17 protein-coding genes are annotated in these 19,895 nt (G+C 67.5%); 8 read left to right on the forward strand and 9 right to left on the reverse strand.

What is annotated here, in order from left to right; all coding sequences use genetic code 11:
* Positions 1-85 precede the first annotated feature (85 nt).
* From CR918_RS00245 to hglS, 3 genes are all read left to right on the forward strand, one after another.
* The gene (locus tag CR918_RS00245; RefSeq protein WP_032975604.1) at positions 86-838 is read left to right on the forward strand and encodes an HAD family hydrolase; all 753 of its coding nucleotides are present in this window, start codon (positions 86-88) and stop codon (positions 836-838) included.
* 31 nt (positions 839-869) lie between these two features.
* A complete protein-coding gene (locus CR918_RS00250) occupies positions 870-1,358 on the forward strand; it encodes a hypothetical protein (RefSeq protein ID WP_033830185.1) in 489 nt (162 codons plus the stop codon).
* A 163-nt stretch (positions 1,359-1,521) separates the two neighbouring features.
* Positions 1,522-2,883 (forward strand): 2-oxoadipate dioxygenase/decarboxylase HglS, encoded by a 1,362-nt coding sequence (gene hglS / locus CR918_RS00255; protein WP_032975602.1) that lies wholly within the window; start codon positions 1,522-1,524, stop codon positions 2,881-2,883.
* Positions 2,884-3,055: 172 nt separating this feature from the next.
* Here the strand turns inward: hglS and scpC are convergent, their stop codons facing one another.
* Positions 3,056-4,570: a succinyl-CoA:acetate CoA-transferase ScpC gene (gene scpC, locus CR918_RS00260; protein WP_080150722.1), complete on the reverse strand. Its 1,515-nt coding sequence runs from the start codon at positions 4,568-4,570 to the stop codon at positions 3,056-3,058.
* 375 nt (positions 4,571-4,945) lie between these two features.
* Between scpC and glnE the strand changes: the two genes are divergently transcribed.
* On the forward strand, positions 4,946-7,741 hold the full coding sequence (glnE, locus tag CR918_RS00265; RefSeq protein ID WP_099841790.1) for a bifunctional [glutamate--ammonia ligase]-adenylyl-L-tyrosine phosphorylase/[glutamate--ammonia-ligase] adenylyltransferase: 2,796 nt from the start codon (positions 4,946-4,948) through the stop codon (positions 7,739-7,741).
* Positions 7,742-7,995: 254 nt separating this feature from the next.
* Here glnE and CR918_RS00270 read toward each other — a convergent pair whose 3' ends face one another.
* From CR918_RS00270 to CR918_RS00290, 5 genes are all read right to left on the reverse strand, one after another.
* Positions 7,996-8,556: a queuosine precursor transporter gene (locus CR918_RS00270; RefSeq protein ID WP_025878224.1), complete on the reverse strand. Its 561-nt coding sequence runs from the start codon at positions 8,554-8,556 to the stop codon at positions 7,996-7,998.
* A gap of 74 nt (positions 8,557-8,630) precedes the next feature.
* Positions 8,631-9,146, reverse strand: coding sequence for a hypothetical protein (locus CR918_RS00275; protein ID WP_025878222.1), 516 nt, complete (start codon positions 9,144-9,146; stop codon positions 8,631-8,633).
* A gap of 32 nt (positions 9,147-9,178) precedes the next feature.
* Positions 9,179-9,673: a hypothetical protein gene (locus CR918_RS00280; RefSeq protein ID WP_099782571.1), complete on the reverse strand. Its 495-nt coding sequence runs from the start codon at positions 9,671-9,673 to the stop codon at positions 9,179-9,181.
* An 18-nt stretch (positions 9,674-9,691) separates the two neighbouring features.
* Positions 9,692-10,540, reverse strand: coding sequence for a DUF2145 domain-containing protein (locus CR918_RS00285; protein WP_099782573.1), 849 nt, complete (start codon positions 10,538-10,540; stop codon positions 9,692-9,694).
* 152 nt (positions 10,541-10,692) lie between these two features.
* A complete protein-coding gene (locus tag CR918_RS00290) occupies positions 10,693-11,652 on the reverse strand; it encodes a mitochondrial fission ELM1 family protein (RefSeq protein ID WP_025878217.1) in 960 nt (319 codons plus the stop codon).
* A 122-nt stretch (positions 11,653-11,774) separates the two neighbouring features.
* Here CR918_RS00290 and CR918_RS00295 point away from each other — a divergent pair, with 122 nt between their 5' ends.
* Positions 11,775-12,365 (forward strand): malonic semialdehyde reductase, encoded by a 591-nt coding sequence (locus CR918_RS00295; protein ID WP_025878215.1) that lies wholly within the window; start codon positions 11,775-11,777, stop codon positions 12,363-12,365.
* Positions 12,366-12,450: 85 nt separating this feature from the next.
* Positions 12,451-13,161 (forward strand): YceI family protein, encoded by a 711-nt coding sequence (locus tag CR918_RS00300; protein ID WP_025878214.1) that lies wholly within the window; start codon positions 12,451-12,453, stop codon positions 13,159-13,161.
* Between the two features lie 285 nt (positions 13,162-13,446).
* Here CR918_RS00300 and CR918_RS00305 read toward each other — a convergent pair whose 3' ends face one another.
* Positions 13,447-13,848: a hypothetical protein gene (locus CR918_RS00305; RefSeq protein WP_099841791.1), complete on the reverse strand. Its 402-nt coding sequence runs from the start codon at positions 13,846-13,848 to the stop codon at positions 13,447-13,449.
* A gap of 286 nt (positions 13,849-14,134) precedes the next feature.
* On the opposite strand from CR918_RS00305, the gene CR918_RS00310 reads away from it, so the two are divergent.
* A complete protein-coding gene (locus CR918_RS00310; RefSeq protein WP_099841792.1) occupies positions 14,135-14,968 on the forward strand; it encodes a hypothetical protein in 834 nt (277 codons plus the stop codon).
* A gap of 73 nt (positions 14,969-15,041) precedes the next feature.
* Here the strand turns inward: CR918_RS00310 and CR918_RS00315 are convergent, their stop codons facing one another.
* Positions 15,042-15,839 (reverse strand): siderophore-interacting protein, encoded by a 798-nt coding sequence (locus CR918_RS00315; RefSeq protein ID WP_099841793.1) that lies wholly within the window; start codon positions 15,837-15,839, stop codon positions 15,042-15,044.
* Between the two features lie 59 nt (positions 15,840-15,898).
* Entirely contained in the window at positions 15,899-16,459 is a 561-nt protein-coding gene (locus CR918_RS00320; protein ID WP_099841794.1) for a PadR family transcriptional regulator, read from the reverse strand.
* 648 nt (positions 16,460-17,107) lie between these two features.
* Between CR918_RS00320 and aceE the strand changes: the two genes are divergently transcribed.
* Positions 17,108-19,795: a pyruvate dehydrogenase (acetyl-transferring), homodimeric type gene (gene aceE, locus CR918_RS00325; protein ID WP_099841795.1), complete on the forward strand. Its 2,688-nt coding sequence runs from the start codon at positions 17,108-17,110 to the stop codon at positions 19,793-19,795.
* The last annotated feature ends 100 nt before the right edge of the window (positions 19,796-19,895 follow it).

Consider the following 19,895-nt stretch of genomic DNA (forward strand, 5'->3'; position numbering starts at 1 on the left):
TTCGGGACAACCGGTGCATGGGCAACCCGGGTGGCTTCGGCCACCCGGGTTTTTTTCGTCATCGCCGCGCCTGTATCCTAGGGCGATGAACACCTCCACGCCTGCGCCCTCGCGCGCCATCGGCCTGGTCGGTTTTGACGGTGACGACACGCTGTGGAAGAGCGAGGACTACTACCGCAAGGCCGAGCAGGATTACCTGGACCTGCTGTCGCGCTACATCGACGTCCACGACACCCAGACCGCCCGCCACCTGCTGGAAGTGCAGCAGCGCCACCTCGGCGTGTTCGGTTACGGGGTGAAAAGCATGACGCTGTCGATGATCGAAGCGGCCATCGAGATCACCTCGCAGCGGATCGAGGCCAAGGACATCCAGCGCATCCTCGACATCGGCCATGACACCCTGCGCCACCCGGTCGAACTGATCGACGGCGTACGCGAGTCGGTGGCCGCCATCGCCGCGCAGTACCCGGTGGTGCTGATCACCAAGGGCGACCTGTTCCACCAGGAAGCCAAGATCAAGGTCGCGGCGCTGGCGGACCTGTTCCCGCGCATCGAGATCGTGTCCGAGAAGGACCCGGAAACCTATGCCCGCGTGCTGGCCGAATTCGACCTGCCGATGCAGCAGTTCGTGATGGTCGGCAATTCGCTGCGCTCGGACATCGAACCGGTGATCACCCTCGGCGGCTGGGGTATCCACACCCCGTACGCGGTGACCTGGGCGCACGAGACCCAGCACGGCGTGGCTGACGACGAACCACGCATGGTCAACGCCGATACCGCCTGGGACTGGCCGGCGGCGCTGGCGACGATCGAGGCCAAGGCCGCTGCCGCGGCCTGACACGGCGCGGCCGCTGCGGCAGAATCGAAGCATGAAACTGCCACTGCGCGCCCTGCTGTTGTCCCTGCTGCTGGCGCCGGCCATCGTGCTGGCGCAGCAGACCGCCGAACGTTCGGCGACCTATGAGGTGGATACCGGCGATGCCTGGGTCGACACCCAGCTGGCCGACATCAACCACTACGCCGAGCGTTACCCCGATGCCTTCCTCGACGAGGTATCGCGCTATGCCGGTGTACCGCGCGGTTACATCGCCGCGCTGGCAACCACCCACCGGTGGCAGGCCGGCGACATCTATTTCGCCTGTTTCTGGGCCAAGGCCAGTGGCCAGACCTGCCGCGACAGCGTGCGTGCCTTCAGCCAGGACCCCGAGGGCGGCTGGGCCGAGGTGGTGAAGCGGATGCCGGCCAAGCCGCAGAACCTGCACTACCGGGCCGTTCGCCACGCCATCGTGGCCAGCTACGAGCACTGGGATCGGCCGATCACCCTCGATGCCACGCTGAAGCGGCAGTTGAAGCGGTAGCGCCGGGCCACGCCCGGCGAGCGCGCAGCGCGGCCCTGGGGATTCGCCGGGCATGGCCCGGCGCTACCGATGTTCTTCATGTTGCTCTGCGTATCGCCGCCGCCGCGCGCTCCGGCGACAATACGGGTCCGAGCTGTTCCCCGTTCCCGTAATCGAGTGACTGATGAGCGCCTCTTTCGTTTCGCCTGATGTGATCCGCCGCCTGTTCGCCCAGGCCATGTCCCGCATGTACCGCACCGAAGTGCCGTTGTACGGCACGCTGGTGGAACTGGTGGAGCGGATCAACACGCAGGTCCTGGCGCAGGACCCGGCGCTGGCCGCGCAGCTGCTGCGCAACGACGAGCGTGCCCGCCTGGATGAAGAACGCCATGGCGCGATCCGCGTCGGTACCCCGCAGGAACTGGCAACCCTGCGCCGCCTGTTCGCGGTGATGGGCATGTACCCGGTGGGCTACTACGATCTGTCGGTGGCCGGCGTGCCGGTGCATTCCACCGCCTTCCGCCCGCTGACCGCCGCTGCGCTGGCACTGAACCCGTTCCGCGTGTTCACCTCGCTGCTGCGCCTGGAGCTGATCGAAGACGAGGCGCTACGCGCACAGTCGGCCGAGATCCTCGCCCGCCGCCGCATCTTCACCGACGACGCACTGGCGCTGATCGACCAGGCCGAGCGTGACGGTGGCCTGACCCAGGCCGATGCCGAGCGCTTCGTCGAACAGGCGCTGGAGACCTTCCGCTGGCATGGCGATGCCACCGTCGACCTGCCGACCTACCATGCCCTGCACAAGGCGCACCGGCTGGTGGCCGACGTGGTCAGCTTCCGTGGCCCGCACATCAACCACCTGACCCCGCGCACGCTGGACATCGACGCTGCGCAGGCGGCGATGATCGAGCACGGCATGGCCGCCAAGGCGGTGATCGAGGGCCCCCCGCGTCGCGCCTGCCCGATCCTGCTGCGGCAGACCAGCTTCAAGGCGCTGGAAGAGGCGGTGCACTTCCCGGGCAACGAAGGCGGCGACGCCGGTACCCATACCGCGCGCTTCGGCGAGATCGAGCAGCGCGGCCTGGCGCTGACCGCCAAGGGCCGCGCGCTGTACGACCAGCTGCTGACGCAGGCGCGCGATGCCGACGGCGCGGGCAGCACCGGTGGTGATTATGGGCAGCGCCTGCAGGCGGTGTTCGCCAGCTTCCCGGATGACCACGACACCCTGCGCCAGGAAGGCCTGGGGTATTACCGCTACCAGCTGACCGACGCTGGCCGCGCCGCGCCGGAGCGCGTGGCCGATCTGCCGGCCGAAGTGCTGGTTGCCGCTGGCCTGGCCACGGCCGACCCGATCGTCTACGAGGACTTCCTGCCGGTCAGCGCCGCAGGCATCTTCCAGTCGAACCTGGGCGGCGGTGAGCAGCGCGCGTACGCCGCCCATGCCAATCGCGAGGCCTTCGAACAGGCGCTGGGTGCGGCGGTGAACGATGAGTTCGAGATCTACGAGCGCATCCAGGCCGAATCGCTGGCGAGCCTGCGCACCTGATGCGGAACACCCGCCGGGCATGGCCCGGCGCTACCAAGGTGTGATGCGGAACACCGCCGGGCATGGCCCGGCGCTACCAAGGTGCGATGCGGAACACCTGCCGGGCATGGCCCGGCGCTACCAAGGTGCGATGCGGGGTAGCGCCGGGCCATGCCCGGCGAACCGGCAATACTCAGGCCTTCATGGTCCCCGTATCCAGCCACCGCTGGTGCCACGACAGCGCCTCCGGCAGCAGGTGCGGGGTGTGCTTGCCGTAGCTCTCGCGGCTGGCGCGGTCGAAGTAGTCCTGCAGCTGCGCGCGGAAATCCGGGTGCGCGCAGTTGTCGATCAGCACCTGCGCGCGCTTGCGCGGGGTCAGGCCACGCAGATCGGCCAGGCCCTGTTCGGTCACGATCACCGACACGTCGTGCTCGGTGTGGTCGACATGGCTGGCCATCGGCACGATCGCCGAAATGGTGCCGTTCTTCGCCGTCGACGGGCTCAGGAACGCAGACAGGAAACCATTGCGCGCGAAGTCGCCCGAACCGCCGATGCCGTTCATGATCCGCGTGCCCATCACGTGCGTGGAATTGACGTTGCCGTAGATGTCCACCTCGATCATGCCGTTCATGCCGATGCAGCCCAGGCGGCGCACCAGTTCCGGATGGTTGGAGATTTCCTGCGTGCGCATGATGATGCGCTCGCGGTAGAAATCGATGTTCTCCTTGAACGTCTCGTTGGCCTGCGGGCTCAGTGCGAAGCCGGTGCACGAGGCATAGCTCAGCACGCCGTCGCGCAGCAGGTCGAGCATGCCGTCCTGGATCACTTCGGTGAACGCGGCCAGGTCGCGGAAACCACTCTTGGCCAGGCCGGCCAGCACCGCATTGGGGATGTTGCCCACGCCCGACTGCAGCGGCAGCAGGTTGGCCGGCAGGCGGCCGCGCTTCACTTCGTGCTGCAGGAACTCGATCAGGTGCGCGGCAATCTGTTCGCTGGTCGCATCGATCGGGCTGAACGGGCTGTTGCGGTCGGGGCCGTTGGTGCGCACCACGGCCACGATCTTGTCCGGGTCGCAGCGCAGCGCGGTCTCGCCGATGCGGTCGTTGGCATTGACCAGCGGAATCGGCTTGCGGTGCGGCGGCAGCGCGGTGCCGTAGTAGATGTCATGCATGCCGTCCACGCCGGCCGGCTGCCACTCGTTGACCTCGATGATCACCTTCTTGGCCAGGTCCAGCCAGGTCTTGTTGTTGCCCAGCGAGGTGGACGGCACCAGCGAGCCATCCTCGCGGATCGCCGAGACCTCGACCACGGCGGTATCGATCTCACCGTAGAAGCCGAACCAGACGTGCTGGGCGACGTGGCTGAGGTGGATGTCGATGTAATCCAGCTTGCCCTCGTTGATGCGGTTGCGCGCATCCGGGTCGCTCTGGAACGGCATGCGCATGGCGATGCCATCGGCCTTGGCCAGCGCGCCATCGAGTTCCGGCGCGGTGGAGGCGCCGGTCATCAGGCTGATCTGGAAGGGCAGGCCCTGGGCATGCACCGATTCGATGCGGCGGGCCAGCTCAACGGGAACGGCCTTGGGGTAACCGGAGCCGGTAAAGCCGCTCATGGCCACGGTTTCACCGGGCTGGATCAGCGCGGCTGCGGCCTCGGCGGAGACCACGCGGTCACGAAGACGCGCGTTGGCGATGCGATCAACAGTCATGACGACAGCGTTTCTGGGGGGAATCCCGATTATCGGCCATCCCCCGCCGTACGGGGGGTTCTACCTTCGTGGAATGGTGTTTCCGGCAAGGCCTCTCCCATACCCGTCAGTTTTGTTTTGCAGTGCAGCGTGCAAAGTACTTTCGTACACCGCACGATGGCCCTGCATCCCGACGTGGGGGAGGGAGCAGAGCCCGCTGGCAGTTCGCTGCAAGCGGGCTTTTTTATTGCCTGTCGCCCAAGATGAATGCGCGGATTCCATTTTCGGTAGTGCCGGCCGCTGGCCGGCAACCCCAGCAACCTCCGGCGATATCGCAGCAAGCGGTCACAGCCCTTCGCCGTTGGCAAAGGGATGCGACCCCGCGAGAATCAGTGCATGACCCTCGCCCCCGCCGAATTGCCCGCCACCCTGCAGCCCCTCGTCCACCGCGCGCTGACGCGCCTGGCCCAGGCAGTGCCCGATCCCATCCCGGCCGAACTGCAGCCGATGCTGGTGCAGCTGGCCATCAGCAGCGACTTCGCCCTGGACACCCTGGTGCGCCAGCCCGGCCTGCTGGCGCAGCTGGCCGCGCCGGGCTGCCCGCCGCTGCCGGCGCCGGTGCTCGACCCGCTGCAGCCCAGCGACTGGCCGGCACAACTGCGACGCTGGCGCACGGCGATGTCCACCCGCTTGATCTGGCGCGACCTGGCCGGGCTGGATGACGTGCCGCAGACCCTGGCGGGCGCTACCGCGTTGGCCGAGGACTGCCTGCGCTTGGCGCTGGACGCCCTGCAGCAGGAGTTCGCCCAGCGCCACGGGGTGATCGCCGATGACCACGGCCAACCGCAGCAGCTGGTGGTGTTCGGGCTGGGCAAGCTGGGCGGTGGCGAGCTCAACTTCAGTTCCGATGTCGATCTGGTCTACGCCTACGTGCAGGGCGGTGAATCCGACGGTCCGCGCGCGCTGGCGGCCGAAGAGTACTTCGCCCGCCTCGGCCAGCGCCTGGCCAAGCTGCTGGATGAAACCACCGTCGATGGCTTCAGCCATCGCGTCGACCTGCGCCTGCGCCCGTTCGGCAGCGCAGGCCGCGTCGCGCTGTCATTTGCCGCAATGGATCAGTACTTCCAGCGCGAAGGCCGTGACTGGGAGCGCTATGCCTGGTTGAAGGCGCGCGCGGTGGCGGGCGATATCGCCGCTGGCGAGGCCTGGCTGCAGACCCTGCGTCCGTTCGTGTACCGCCGCTACCTGGATTTCACCGCGCTCGACGGCCTGCGCGAGATGAAAGCGGCGATCACCGCTGAAGTCGCCCGCCGCGAGATGCACGACGACATCAAGCGCGGTGCCGGTGGCATCCGCGAGATCGAATTCCTGTGCCAAGCGCTGCAGCTCATTCGCGGTGGCCGTGAGCCGGTGCTGCGTGAGCGGCGGTTGCTGGTCGCGCTGGACGCGCTGGTGGCTGCCGGGCAGATCGCCCGCGATGATGGCGCCGCACTGCGCGAGGCCTATCTGTTCCTGCGCCGGCTGGAAAACCGCCTGCAGATGCTGCGCGATGCGCAGACCCACGTGCTGCCCAGCGATGCGCTGGATCGCCAGCGGATTGCCGTCGGCCTCGGCTATGCCGATTGGGATGCGCTGCGCGACGCACTGCGTGTGCAGCAGCAGCGTGTCAGTACCGAGTTCGGTGCGCTGCTGGCACCACGCAAGGGCCAGGCAGCGCCGGATGCGCTGGCCAATTACTGGCGCAGTCTGCCCGAAGGCAGCAACGCGCCGCTGCTGGCCGAGGCCGGTTTCCTCGATGCCAATGGCGCCGATCAGTCACTGCGCGATTTCGCCCAGGGCACGGGCGTGAAGTCGCTGTCCGATGCGGCGCGTGCGCGCCTGGACCGCGTACTGCCGGCACTGCTGCACGCCGCCACCCGTTCACCGCAGCCCGATGCCGCACTCAAGCGCGTGCTCGGCCTGCTGCAGGCAGTGCTGCGCCGTACCAGCTACCTGGCGCTGCTGGACGAACAGCCCAGCGCGCTTGCGCGACTGGTCGACGTGCTGGCACGCAGCGCGCTGCTGGCCGAGCGCCTGGCCGCGTATCCGCTGCTGCTGGACGAACTGCTGGACGTACGCGTGTCCGGGCCGATGCCCGACGCCGACGGCATGCTGGCCGAATGCCGGCAGGTGCTGCCGGTGGAAGATCCCGAATCGCAGCTGCGCTGGCTCAATGAAACTCGCCTGGCGTTGAGCTTCCGCATGGCCATGGCCACGCTGGATGGCCGCCAGGGCGCGGTCGACAGCACCCGGCAACTGGCCGAACTGGCGCAGGCGGTAGTCATCACCGTGTTGGCGATGGCCGAGGCCGATATGCACGCCGCGCACGGCGCTATCGCCGGCGGCCGCTTCGCGATCATCGGTTACGGCAGCCTGGGCGGCCTGGAGCTGGGTTTCGGCTCGGATCTGGACCTGGTGTTCCTGCACGATCACCCGCCGGGTGTGGAAGCCAGTGACGGCGCGCGCCCGCTGGAGCCGGGCCGCTGGTATGCGCGCCTGGCCCAGAAGGTGATGGCGCTGCTGGCTGCAGTCACCGCCGCCGGCCGCCTGTACGACATCGACGTGCGCCTGCGTCCGGATGGTGGCAAGGGCTCGCTGGTGTCTTCGCTGGCCAGCTACACCGAGTACCAGCGCGATCGCGCATGGACCTGGGAGCACCAGGCGCTGGTGCGCGCACGCGGCGTGGCCGGCGATGCCAGCCTGCTGCAGGATTTCGAACAGGTACGTGCGCAGACCCTGGGCCGCGAACGTGATCGCGCAACGCTGTATGCCGATGTGGTGAAGATGCGCGGACGCATGCGCACCGAACTGGACCGCAGCGATGCCGCGCGACTCGACCTGAAGCAGGGCGCGGGTGGCGTGGTCGACCTGGAATTCCTGCTGCAGACCGGCGTGCTGGCATGCAGTGCGCAAACCCCTGCATTGCTGCAGCCGCGTGCCACGCCTGCATTGATCGACGCGCTGGCCGCGGCGGAGTTCCTGCCCGAAGCCACCGCACAGGCGCTGCATCGCGCGCATGCCACGCTGCTGGAGGTCGGGCTGGCCTGCACGCTGGATCGCCGGCCGCGCTTGGCACCGACCACGCCGGCCATCGAAGAGGCGTGTGCGGCGATCCGCGCCGCGTGCATCGCCGCGGAGCTGCCGTTCGCCTGACCGCCTGCAATGGCGGTAGCAGCTTTGGGTGGGTGCCGATCTCTGGCACCCACCGGGTCAATGGCTCGGCGATGGCCTTCCATTGGTAGGTGCCGACCGTTGGTCGGCACAATCTCTCAGCTGCGATGAACCCTGGAGAAGCGTGCCGACCAACGTTCGGCACCCACCGGGTTCAGGGAGTGTGCCAACCAAGGTTGGCAGCTACCGGGTTCAGAGAGTGCGCCAACCAAGGTTGGCACCCACCGGTGAGGCGGTCAGCCCGCTGTACGCAGCGGCGCCATCTTCCACAGCAGCGCGCGGAACGGGGCCAGCAGGCACACGCCGATCGCCAGCTTCACCGCCAGGTCGCCCGCCGCCCAGCTCACCCACGGCAGGGTGGAACCGGCGAAGGCGATCGACCAGAAGATCGTGGTGTCCACCGTGGCGCTGCAGGTGGTGGCCACCATCGGTGCGCGCCACCAGCTGCCGCGGCGCAGGCGATCGAATACGGTGATGTCCAGCAACTGGGCCACGATGAAGGCCGAGCACGAGGCGATCGCAATGCGCGGCGTCGCCACCCACACCGACAGCAGCACCGCCACCGCAAACCCGATCCACGCCACGCGGCGGGCCGGGCCCGGGCCGAAGCGGCGGTTGATCAGGTTGCTGACCAGAAAGGCCACCGGGTAGCTGAAAGCACCCCAGGTCAGCCAGTCATTGATCGGGTACTGCACCAGCACGTTGGACAGCAGCACCACCGCGCCCATGGCCAGCACCGCCAGCACCAGGGCGCGGGCGGTCAACGGGGCAAAAACAGGCGCAGGACGCACGGACATGGCGAGCCAAGGGACAAAGGGGATCGCCCATTATCCGCCCGGCCCGCCGCAAAGCCAAAAACGGCCGTTCAGTTTTACAGCTGCTCGCTCAGCGCGTCGCCGGCGGCATAGGCGGTCGGCACATAGGCCAGGGCCTTGCCGTCACTGTTCTTCACTGTCCAGCCGGCACCGGCATCGGTCGGGTCGAAGCGCACCTGCTGGCCCACTACGAAACCGGCCACCGGGTCTTCGCCCTCGATCGCCGGCCACTGCAGGGTGGCGGTCTGGTCGGCCTTGTCCGGCACCTGCAGCTGCACCTGGCGCTCGCCAGCGGCGGTGGTCGCCACCTGCTTCACTTCCATCGGCGGCAGCGGCACTGCCGGAGTGCGCTCGGCCACCCGGCCATTGCGCTCGCTGGCCTTGAACGGCGCCTTGGACAGTGCGGCCAGGCCCATCGAGGTGGCCAGTGGAACCGACACCACGATCAGCGAAGTGACCAGCACGCTGGCCTGGCCGCTGTTGATGTGCGGGGCGGCACCAGCGTGCACGGTCGGCACCGTCAGGGCCGAGAGCAGCAGGGCGGCGGCGGGGGCGCGCAGGGAACGAAGCATGGTGACCTCCTGGTCAGGATGAAGGCAGCGGCTCAGCGCTGCGTATCGAAAATGTCGCGGGGGCCGGTGGCCTCGGGCAGGTACTCCAGCGGCCGGCCCTGGTTGTCGCTCACCCGCCAGCCGTTGCCCGATTCAGCAGGCTCGAAATTCACGGTCTGGCCCACGTTGAACTGCACGGCCGGGTCACCGGGGCGCTTGGGCCATTGCATGGACGCGGTGTTCTGCGGGTTGGCGGGGTCCTGCAGCAGCACTTCACGGCGACCATCGACGGTGGTGGAGATGGCGCTGACCTGCATCTGCGGCAGCTTCACCCGCGGGCCCTGGCCGGGGGGCATGCCCGCATCGTTGGTTTCACCAGCCGCGGCTGCGCGCGCCCGTTCCACCATCGGCGCGGACATCTCCAGGCTCGGCCCCTCGGGCACGCTGTTCTGGATGATCACGATGCGGCGCTCGGCATGTGCCGGTGCTGCAGACAACAGGCTGCCGCACAGAAGCACGGCCAACGCGGAAAACTGCAGGTTGCGCATCATCTTCTCCTTGCCAGGTCAGGGCGCAGCGGCGGCAGTGTCGGCCGTCGCATGCGCAATGGTCAGTTCCTGCTGCAGCTGGCTGCGCTGGTGCAGGAAGTCGAATACCGATTCCACCGTCACCACCGAGTAGTTGCCGGAAATGCGTTCGCTGGCCGGATGGTCGGTGGTGGTGGCGTTGGCCACGAACAAGCGCGCACCCACGCGCTTGCCCAGGCCGATATGCAGCACGCTGGGCTGGTACTTCTGCGCGCGCAGCCATTGCTGTGCCTGTTCGCGCTTGACGATGACCGGGCCCCCTTCGGCCTGCGCCATCGCTGCGGCCAGCACTTCCAGGATCCACTGGTTGGAATTCTGGAAGTCGGTAGCGAACGGATAGGCCACGACGTTGTAGTTCGATTCGTGCAGCGCCTTGGGCTGGATCGCCGGCGCTGCCAGCATCCGCTTCAGTGCAGCCTGCAACGCCGGGGGCGGCACGCCGATGCGCAGATCGGTATGGGTGCCGCTTTCACCGACGAAATTACCCAGGCCCTCGCGGTACAGCTGCGAGCTGTCGGTCTTGCAGCGGTTGAGCAGGTGCATCGCGCGCCAGCGGCCGTCGTCCTCGCGCAGCAGGAAGGCCAGGTGGCTGTGGCGCAGGCCGTAGCGGCTCAGGTCCTGGCCGCCACGCGCGGCGATCACCACGTCCACGTCGGGCAGCGCATCCAGGCGCTCGGCCGTGGTCCACGCCACATCGAACATCGCCGCCTGCGCGGCCACGCTGGGGTAGCGCTCGCGGCAGGTACCGCTGTCGGCCCATGCCGGCACGGTGGCCAGCAGGCCCATCGACAGCAGCAGGGCGCAGCGCAGGCGATGCAGACGTTCCATGTAAACCGCTCCAGACGCGGGCAGGCCCGCGCGCCGATCATACCCGCATCGCTGGAATCAGCGCTCCACGGGTGGGTGAGGTAGTGCCGGCCGCTGGCCGGCATCCGCATATACGTCGCCGAAGATCATGAGTTGCCGGCCAGCGGCCGGCACTACCGTGATGCCAGGCGTGCTTTGACCTCGGCGGCAATCCGCGTGGTTTCGCGCAGCGGTTCGATGCGGTCGTACTGCCAGTCCAGCCAACGCGGCTGCAGGCGCCCGCGTTCGCGCAGCTGCTGCTGGAAGCGCGCCAACCGTCCCTGTGCGGTATCGGCCAGGGCCACCATCACCGGCATGCGGGTGGCACTGGCCTCGGACAACAGGTTCACCGAATCGGGCGACACCACCACGCGGTTGGCCCAGCCGAGCAGGCCGGCATACGGGTTCACGCCATCGCCGCCATCGCCCCAGATCACATGCGGCAGATCGGCGAACTTCGCGCGCAGGATCTCGGCCAATGCCGGCGGCGTGCGCCGCGACGTCGTCGCCAGCAGGCTGCCGCCCTCGCTGCGGATCTGCTCGGCCAGCGCCTGGAATACATGCACCATCGCGGTTTCGTCCCACGGCGCCAGCGGCGTCGGGCCGCCCACCAGCAGCGCGGTGCGCGGGCCGGGCAGGGTGCTGAAGCTGGCGAACGCCGCGCGGCCCCAGGCCAGCCAGTCATCGTCCACCGGGTTCAGGCTGCCGATCAGGGTCAGCACGTTGCTGCCGCGCAGCGCGTCATGTTCGGGCACCACCACCACATCCCAGTGACGCGAGCCGATGCGCGGGTCGAGGATCTGCACCACCTGGCTGCCGCGCGCACGCAGTACGCGCAGCGCGCCGGCGGCCTGGCGGCCACAGCCGATCGCCAGCGCGGGCGCATCGGCGGCGAGGGTTGCCAGGGCTTGGCCGTAGCCGTGCACATCACCGGGCAAGCGCCGCGGTGCCAGCCAGCGCCATGGCGCCCGGGGCTGCAGGATCAGGGGGCGGTGGGTGCCCTGGCGCAGCGCCGAGGCCAGCGCGACCGCCTGCCGGACATTACCGGCACGGCCGTCGGTGACCGTCCAAGGCGCGCTCGATCGTTTCACCATTGGCATTAATTCGTTTCAGCCCTGCTGGGTGTTGCAACAGTCGCGACACTCTACACTGCGGATCGACGTTTCGCCCCGCGCCGCCCGCGGGCACAGACCTTAGCCGCCCTGGAGATCCACCGATGTCCCACGCGCTCGACGCTGCTGCACTGGACCAGTTGTTCCGCACTGCCCGTACCCAGAACGCCTTCCTCGACAAGCCGGTCGAAGACGCCCAGCTGCACGCCCTGTACGACCTGCTGAAGTGGGGCCCGACCGCCGCCAACGGCAGCCCGGCGCGCTTCGTGTTCGTGAAGTCGGCCGAAGCCAAGGCCAAGCTTGCCCCGGCCCTGTCCGAAGGCAACCACAACAAGACCCTGGCTGCCCCGGTCACCGTCATCGTGGCCTTCGACCAGGACTTCCACGAGAAGCTGCCGTACCTGTTCCCGCACACCGACGCCAAGGCCTGGTTCGACGGCCCGCGCGAAGGCCGCCATGAAGGCGCGTTCCGCAACGGCAGCCTGCAGGGCGCTTACCTGATCCTGGCCGCACGCGCGCTGGGCCTGGATGCCGGCCCGATGTCCGGCTTCGACAACGCCAAGGTCGACGAAGCCTTCTTCGCCGGCACCAGCATCAAGTCGAATTTCCTGGTCAACCTGGGGTACGGTGACGATTCGGGCCTGTTCCCCCGTCTGCCGCGTCTGTCCTTCGACGAAGCGGCGCGCATCGCGTAAGTCGCTGTATCGGTTTCGGGCCCGCCCGCCGTGGCGGGCCATTGCTGCACTGTGTTCCCACCCTACGATCCGGAGAGTTCCTGAGATGAGCGCCACCCGTAAACTGCTGCTGCCGCTGGCCCTGACCCTGGCCATCGCCGCCTGCTCCAAGCCGGCCGACACCGCCGCCCCGGCAGCCGATGCTGCTGCCCCGGCCGCCACCGAACAGGCTGCCACCACCCCGGCCGCCGATGCCGCTGCTGCCGCCCCGGCCGCTGCCGCCATCACCATCGCCTCGGGCACCTACAAGCTCGACCCGACCCACACCGACGTGCTGGCGCAGTGGAGCCACTTCGGCTTCTCCAACCCGAGCGCGCACTTCGGCAACGCCGAAGGCACCCTGGTGTACGACGCCACCGACGTCACCAAGTCCACCGTGGAAGTGAAGCTGCCGCTGAGCGGCCTGAACAGCTTCACCGCCAAGTTCGACGAGCACCTGAAGAGCGCCGATTTCTTCGACGCTGCCAAGTTCCCGGCTGCCAGCTTCAAGAGCACCAAGGTTGAATCGGCCGGCACCAACAAGCTGACCGTTACCGGCGACCTGACCATCAAGGACATCACCAAGCCGGTCACCTTGGACGTCACCGTCAACGGCGGCGGCGAGCACCCGATGGCCAAGGTTCCGGCCGCCGGCTTCGATGCCACCACCACGATCAAGCGCAGCGATTTCGGCGTCGGCGCCTACGCCCCGAACGTCAGCGATGAAGTGAAGATCCGTATCACCACCGAAGCCACCGGCGAGAAGCCGGCGGCTTGATCCCTCCCGCTCACTCGTCGTGAGAAGGCAGAAGGCCCGCTGAAAAGCGGGCCTTCTTTTTTGGCGGCGTCCTGGACGGGTCGCTCGATTGCCTGATTGGCCGATTGCCGAATCACCCGGTGGCCCGATCGTCTGGTAGTGCCGGCCGCTGGCCGGCAACTGCATGCATCCAACTACACCGAGGTTGCCGGCCAGCGGCCGGCACTACCCGGTAGGTGCCAACCTCGGTTGGCGCACGAGCACTCCGCAGGCCAACCAAGGGTGGCCACTACCGGGTACGCGCGCTCAGCGCAACGCGCCCAGCCACGCCGCCGACGCTTCGCTCGGGCTCTGCTTGGCCTTCACCGCCAACCCGCTCGCACGCACGAACGTCTGCGCCGCCTGCGCCACTACCTGGCGAGCGATCAGCGCGGCCTGCTTGGTCGTTGCCTGCTGCTTGCGCAGCTGCACGATATGCACCGACGGGCGACCCACCGGCGCGTACTTCTGGTCGCGGCGCAGGATGTCGGCCACCTGTGCCACTTCGTGTTCGGCCTGCAGGTAGCGGTGCTGTGCCTCGACCAGCTCACGCAGCGGTACGCGCGCCGCTGCCGGGTCGGCAAAGGCGGACAGCGCTGCATCGCAGGCGGCATCATCAGTGAAGCGGGTACGCAGCGTGTCCACGCTGGCCAGGGTCAGTTTGGCCATGTGGGCCTCGTTGCTGCAGGAAAGGAGTGCGATTGTCGCATTGCTTGCCGGGTCGTGCCGGCCGCTGGCGGGCGACTGCGTGGGGGCGTGCGGATCAACGGTCCGCACCCACCGGCTGTCCGACGGTCTAACACCCACCGGCTGTCCGAGGGTCTACACCCACCGGCTGGCCGAGGGTCCGCCCCCACAGGCTGTCCAACGGTCTGCACCCGCCGGCCGCAGAGAGCAGCCGGGCATCGGGTCGCGGTTACCATGGCGGTCGCACTGAACCACGGAAGGCAACACCATGCAGGAAGCGCAGTACTGGCTTGGCGAATTCTGGACCGGCCTGAGCGTGCTCGATCTGATCGGCGGCAGCGTGCTGGGCACGCTGTTGGGGCTGGTGCTGGGCATCTTCGCCTGGCGCGGGCTGCATCGACGCGGTTGGCTGCGGCGGCAGCGGCGTTGGCACCACGGGCTGCTGGCCTCGTATGTGGTGCTGCTGCCGTTGCTTGTCGCGTTCTTCGGCCTGCAACTGGGCTTCACCGCCGGCGCGCACCGCGCGCTGTTCAAGCAGCTCGACCACTTCCAGCCGCACCTGCAGACGATGGTGGAAGGGTGGAGCAGTGGCTTCACCGCCTCGCTGGAAGACGAACGCATGCGCGCCGCGCTGCAGAGCCAGGGCACGGTGGGTGACGTTGCCGATTCGCTTGCTGCGATCTACCTGCACGAGCATCCGCTGCCCGGCGTGGATCGTCTGGGTAACGGTCCGATGGCGCGCGGCGTGGGCTGGGTGATCGGCAAGGTGCGCGCCGGGTTGCTGCGCGCGATGGTGGAAGACACGCTGATCGACAAGGCTGGCACTGTGGGCCTGGAGCCGAAGATGGTGCGTGAGGCGCTGACCATGCGCATGGATGAGCTGCTGCATACGCGCGGCGTGCTGCGGCTGGTGAAGGCGCAGATCAACGGCATGATGCCGGGTGTGTACCTGGGGTTGCTGCTGCCGCTGGCGATCATCGCGCTGCTGCTGGCGCTGGAGATCTGGGCCGCGCATCGGTTCGGGTGGAAGGGTGGGGCTGCGCCCCGGTTGGTAGTGCCGGCCGCTGGCCGGCAGTTGCAGGATGCCGCCGAAGGGTCATGAGGTTGCCGGCCAGCGGCCGGCACTACCCGTAGAAGAGCGTGCGGACCAACGGTCCGCACCTACCGTTTTGCGGTCAATCGCCGTCTTGTTCGTCCGGGTGCGCCTTCCAGTAACCGGTCGAGCGGATCCAGTCGCGCGGCACGCCCAGGTGGCCTTCGATGAACTTGCGCATCATCCGCGCGCGGCGCGATTCGGTGGCGATCCAGTAGAACGTATCGCCCTCGGGCACCTCGAAGTCGGTCAGCATGTCTTCCAGCAGCGTGCTGCTGGCGGCCGGGAAGCCGTTGCGCTCCAGCCAGTGGATGCGCACGTTCTCGTACTGCGGCAGATCCTGGCGCTCGTCCTCGTCGGCCACTTCGATGTACGCCTGCACCTCCGCGCCTTCGGGCAGCACATCCAGCCAGCGGGCGATGGCCGGCAGCGCGGTCTCATCGCCAATCAGCACGTAGGCGTCATAGCTGTCGGCCACCACGAACGAGCCGCGTGGGCCGCCGATCACCAGCGTGTCGCCAGCCTGTGCGCGCTCGGCCCACGGCCCGGCAATGCCCTGGTCGTGCAGCACGAAGTCGATGGCCAGCTCACCGGTTTCGTGGTCCCACCAGCGCGGGGTGTAGTCGCGTGCGGGCGAAGGCTGCTTGCCCTCGGGGTAGCTGCGGCCCTCGGCAGTCAGCACCGGCAGCACCATCTCGCCGCTGGCGTTGGGGAAGAACAGCTTGATGTGGTCGTCGGCGCCGGGCGAATCGAAGCCGGCCAGGTCGTCGCCGCCCAGCACGATGCGGCGCATGTGCGGGGTAACAGTCTCGGTGCGCAGCACCGTCAGTTCACGGAAGCGCACATCCAGGCGCAGGCGCGAGTTGTGATGTTCGGTCATGGGGGTACCAGTTGGAAGGTCGCGCGGGGGCGCGCGGCATGGGGGAGACCTGGCTGGAATCAGTCTGGCTGGGTCGTTGAAAAGGGAGAAGGCGCGTTGTCGCCCTGGCCGTTGATCAGCGCCGAGGCACGCGACAGCAGGGCCGCCACCTGCTCGGCTTCGCCGTCGGCCCAGCGCCCGTGGTGGTGCACCAGCGCCCGCTTGAACTCGCGCAGCGCGGCGGCCAGCGGCGCCGGCAGCGAGGCCTTGGTGATCTCGCGAGCGCGGTCGAATGCGCGCCGTTGTGCCAATCGCACCTGGCTGCGCTGCACCTTCAGCTCGAACTCGCCGGCGGCAGTGATGCGGAACACACGGCGGCCGTCCACCTCTTCCGACGCCACCCAGCCGGCCTGCTCGAAGCTGGCCAGCAGCGGGTACATGGTGCCGGCGCTGGGGGTATAGGCCTGCATGAACATGGTGCTGATGTGCTGCATCAACTCGTAGCCGTGGCGCGGCTGCTCGCCGATCAGCGCCAGCACCAACAGGCGCAGGTCGCCACGGCTGAGCACGCGCGGCTGGCCGTTGCGGCGGGGTACCGCGGCATCGTCGGTGCGGCTGCGAGGGGAGGGGGATCGGCCCATTTCGATATATCGGTAACGTGTATTGCAAACGATATATCGATAGGCCAAGCGCGGCAAGCAGGATTCCGGCCACAACGCTTGTCGGATCGGGCCACGCAGCCAGGCGGCACAAGGGCTCAGGGGGAAAGATGCGCGCGGCGCAAGCCACCGTTGCGCGGCCCGACATCCGTATCGGGCCACGCAACGGCACTGCGGGTTTCCGCCCCGGGCAGGGGCGCAGCAGACGAGCGGCGAACCGCGGGAAGGGGCCTGCTCGCGGCCAACCGTGCGCAGCTGCCTCGTCCGCGTCGAGAGGCGCGCGCGACACGTTGTCGCGGGTTCAGCGGCGCCCCGTCAGACAACGCCGACATGGCGCCCGCCTTGCCCCACAACGGTCATCCATGGCGGTAACACTGCGTCCTGCGCATGGGCGCAGCAGGCCGCAAGCGACAGCTGGCGCAGCCCTTGCAGGCAGCCACAGCGGCCTGCCGCAGCGCGTTGTCAGCGCTTTGTCCCGCGGGTGGACGTCCCGGGACAGGCCTTGCAGACATGGGTGGCCTGCATCCATACGCCAGCGTAGCCAAGTGACGAAAGCCCTTGGTGCGCTACACTTTGCGGTCTAGAAATCTATCAACAGTCGCGCGCGTGCGTGCGGTAATGGGAGCGCTAATGAACTGGTTGAACGAGGTGCTGAACAACGACCCGAATCCTGTGGAAACCCAGGAGTGGATCGAGTCGTTGAAGGCCGTTATTGATGTCGAGGGCCCCGAGCGCGCGCATCAGCTGCTGGAAGGCATGGTGGAACTGACCCGTCGTTCGGGTGCCTATCTGCCGTTCTCTCCCACTACCGAATACGTCAACACCATCGAGCCGCAGCTGGAGGCCAAGAGCCCGGGCAACGCCGAACTGGAATGGCGCATCCGTTCGATCATCCGCTGGAACGCGATGGCCACGGTGGTGCGCGCCAACCGCAAGCCGGGTGACCTGGGCGGCCACATCGCCTCGTTCGCCTCCGGCGCAACGCTGTACGACGTGGGCTTCAACCACTTCTGGCGCGCCCCCAGCGAAAACCATCCGGGCGACCTGCTGTTCATCCAGGGCCACAGCGCCCCGGGCATCTACGCGCGTTCCTTCCTGGAAGGCCGCATCAGCGAAGAGCAGCTGGACAAGTTCCGCATGGAAGTGGACGGCGGCGGCCTGTCGTCGTACCCGCACCCGTGGCTGATGCCGGAGTACTGGCAGACCCCGACCGTGTCGATGGGCCTGGGCCCGCTGGCCGCCATCTACCAGGCGCAGTTCATGCGCTACCTGGAAAACCGTGGCCTGATCGAGAAGTCCGACCGCAAGGTGTGGTGCTTCATCGGCGACGGCGAGAGCGACGAGCCGGAAACCCTGGGTGCCATCGCGCTGGCCGGCCGTGAAGGCCTGGACAACCTGATCTTCGTGGTGAACTGCAACCTGCAGCGCCTGGACGGCCCGGTGCGCGGCAACGGCAAGATCATCCAGGAGCTGGAAGGCGTGTTCCGTGGTGGCGGCTGGAATGTCATCAAGCTGCTGTGGGGCGGTTACTGGGATGCCCTGCTGGCCAAGGACACCAATGGCGTCCTGAAGAAGCTGATGATGGAAACCGTCGACGGCGAATACCAGAACTGCAAGGCCTTCGGTGGCGCGTACACCCGCGAGCATTTCTTCGGCAAGTACCCGGAAACCGCTGCGATGGTGGCCGGTCTTTCCGACGACGACATCTGGCGCCTGAACCGTGGTGGCCACGACCCGCACAAGGTGTACGCCGCCTACCACCAGGCCGTGAACACCAAGGGCATGCCGACCGTCATCCTGGCCAAGACCGTGAAGGGTTACGGCATGGGCAGCGCCGGTGAGGCACTGAACCCGACCCACCAGACCAAGAAGCTGGACGACGAAGCGGTGCGCCACTTCCGCGACCGTTTCAACATTCCGGTGACCGACGCGCAGCTGGCCGACGGCCAGGTGCCGTTCTACCACCCGGGCCCGGATTCGCCGGAAGTGCAGTACCTGCAGGAACGCCGTGCCGCGCTGGGCGGTTACCTGCCGCAGCGCCGCCGCAAGGCCGAAAAGAGCTTCAACGCACCGAAGCTGGAAAGCTACGAGCGCCTGCTCAAGAGCAGCGGCGAGCGCAGCTACTCCACCACCATGGCCTTCGTGCAGAGCCTGAACATCACCCTGCGCGACAAGGAACTGGGCCCGCACATCGTGCCGATCGTGGCCGACGAAGCCCGTACCTTCGGCATGGAAGGCCTGTTCCGCCAGATCGGCATCTACGCGCCGTTCGGCCAGAAGTACAAGCCGGTCGACGCCGACCAGCTGATGTTCTACCGCGAAGACCAGAGCGGCCAGGTGCTGCAGCAGGGCATCAGCGAGCCGGGCGCGATCAGCTCGTGGATGGCCGCCGGTACCAGCTACTCGGTCAGCAACGTGCCGATGCTGCCGTTCTACATCTACTACTCGATGTTCGGCTTCCAGCGCGTGGGCGACATCGCCTGGCAGGCAGCGGACATGCGTACCCGCGGCTTCCTGCTGGGTGGTACCGCCGGCCGCACCACGCTGAACGGTGAAGGCCTGCAGCACGAAGATGGCTTCAGCCATCTGGTGGCCGGTGGCATTCCGAACGTGCGCAGCTACGACCCGACCTTCGGCTTCGAAGTGACGGTGATCCTGCAGCACGGCACCAAGGCGATGATGGAAGATCAGATTGACGAGTACTACTACGTCACCCTGATGAACGAGAACTACACCCACCCGGAAATGCCGGAAGGTGCGGCCGAAGGCATCGTCAAGGGCATGTACCTGCTGACCGACGCCGGCAAGCCGAAGAAGGGCGAGCTGCGCGTGCAGCTGCTGGGTTCGGGCACCATCCTGCGCGAAGCCATTGCCGCGGCCGAGCTGCTGGACAAGGATTTCGGCGTGACCGCCGACATCTGGAGCTGCCCGAGCTTCAACGAGCTGCGTCGCGATGGTTTCGACGTGGAGCGTGCCAACCGCCTGCATCCGGAAGGTGAGCAGCGCAAGGCCTACGTGACCGAGCTGCTGGAAGGCCGCCAGGGCCCGGCGATTGCCGCCACCGACTACGTGCGTGCGTATGCGGACCAGATCCGCGCGTTCGTGCCGATGTCGTACACCGTGCTGGGTACCGATGGCTTCGGCCGTTCGGATACGCGTGCGAACCTGCGTCGGTTCTTCGAGGTTGACCGGTACTACATCGCGCATGCCGCGATTGCGGCGCTGGCGAAGGACGGGAAGATGACGGCTAAGGATGTGGCACGGGCGATCAAGCAGTACAAGATTGATCCGGAGAAGGCTAATCCTGTTGGGGTTTGATTTCGTCAATTAATTGACGTGAGAAAGGGCGGCCATTGGCCGCCCTTTTTTGTTGTATCAAGATGAGTATGCTAATGGTGGTTCGATGTGCTCCGAGCGA

The sequence above is a fragment of the Stenotrophomonas indicatrix genome (assembly GCF_002750975.1).
GTDB lineage: Bacteria > Pseudomonadota > Gammaproteobacteria > Xanthomonadales > Xanthomonadaceae > Stenotrophomonas > Stenotrophomonas indicatrix.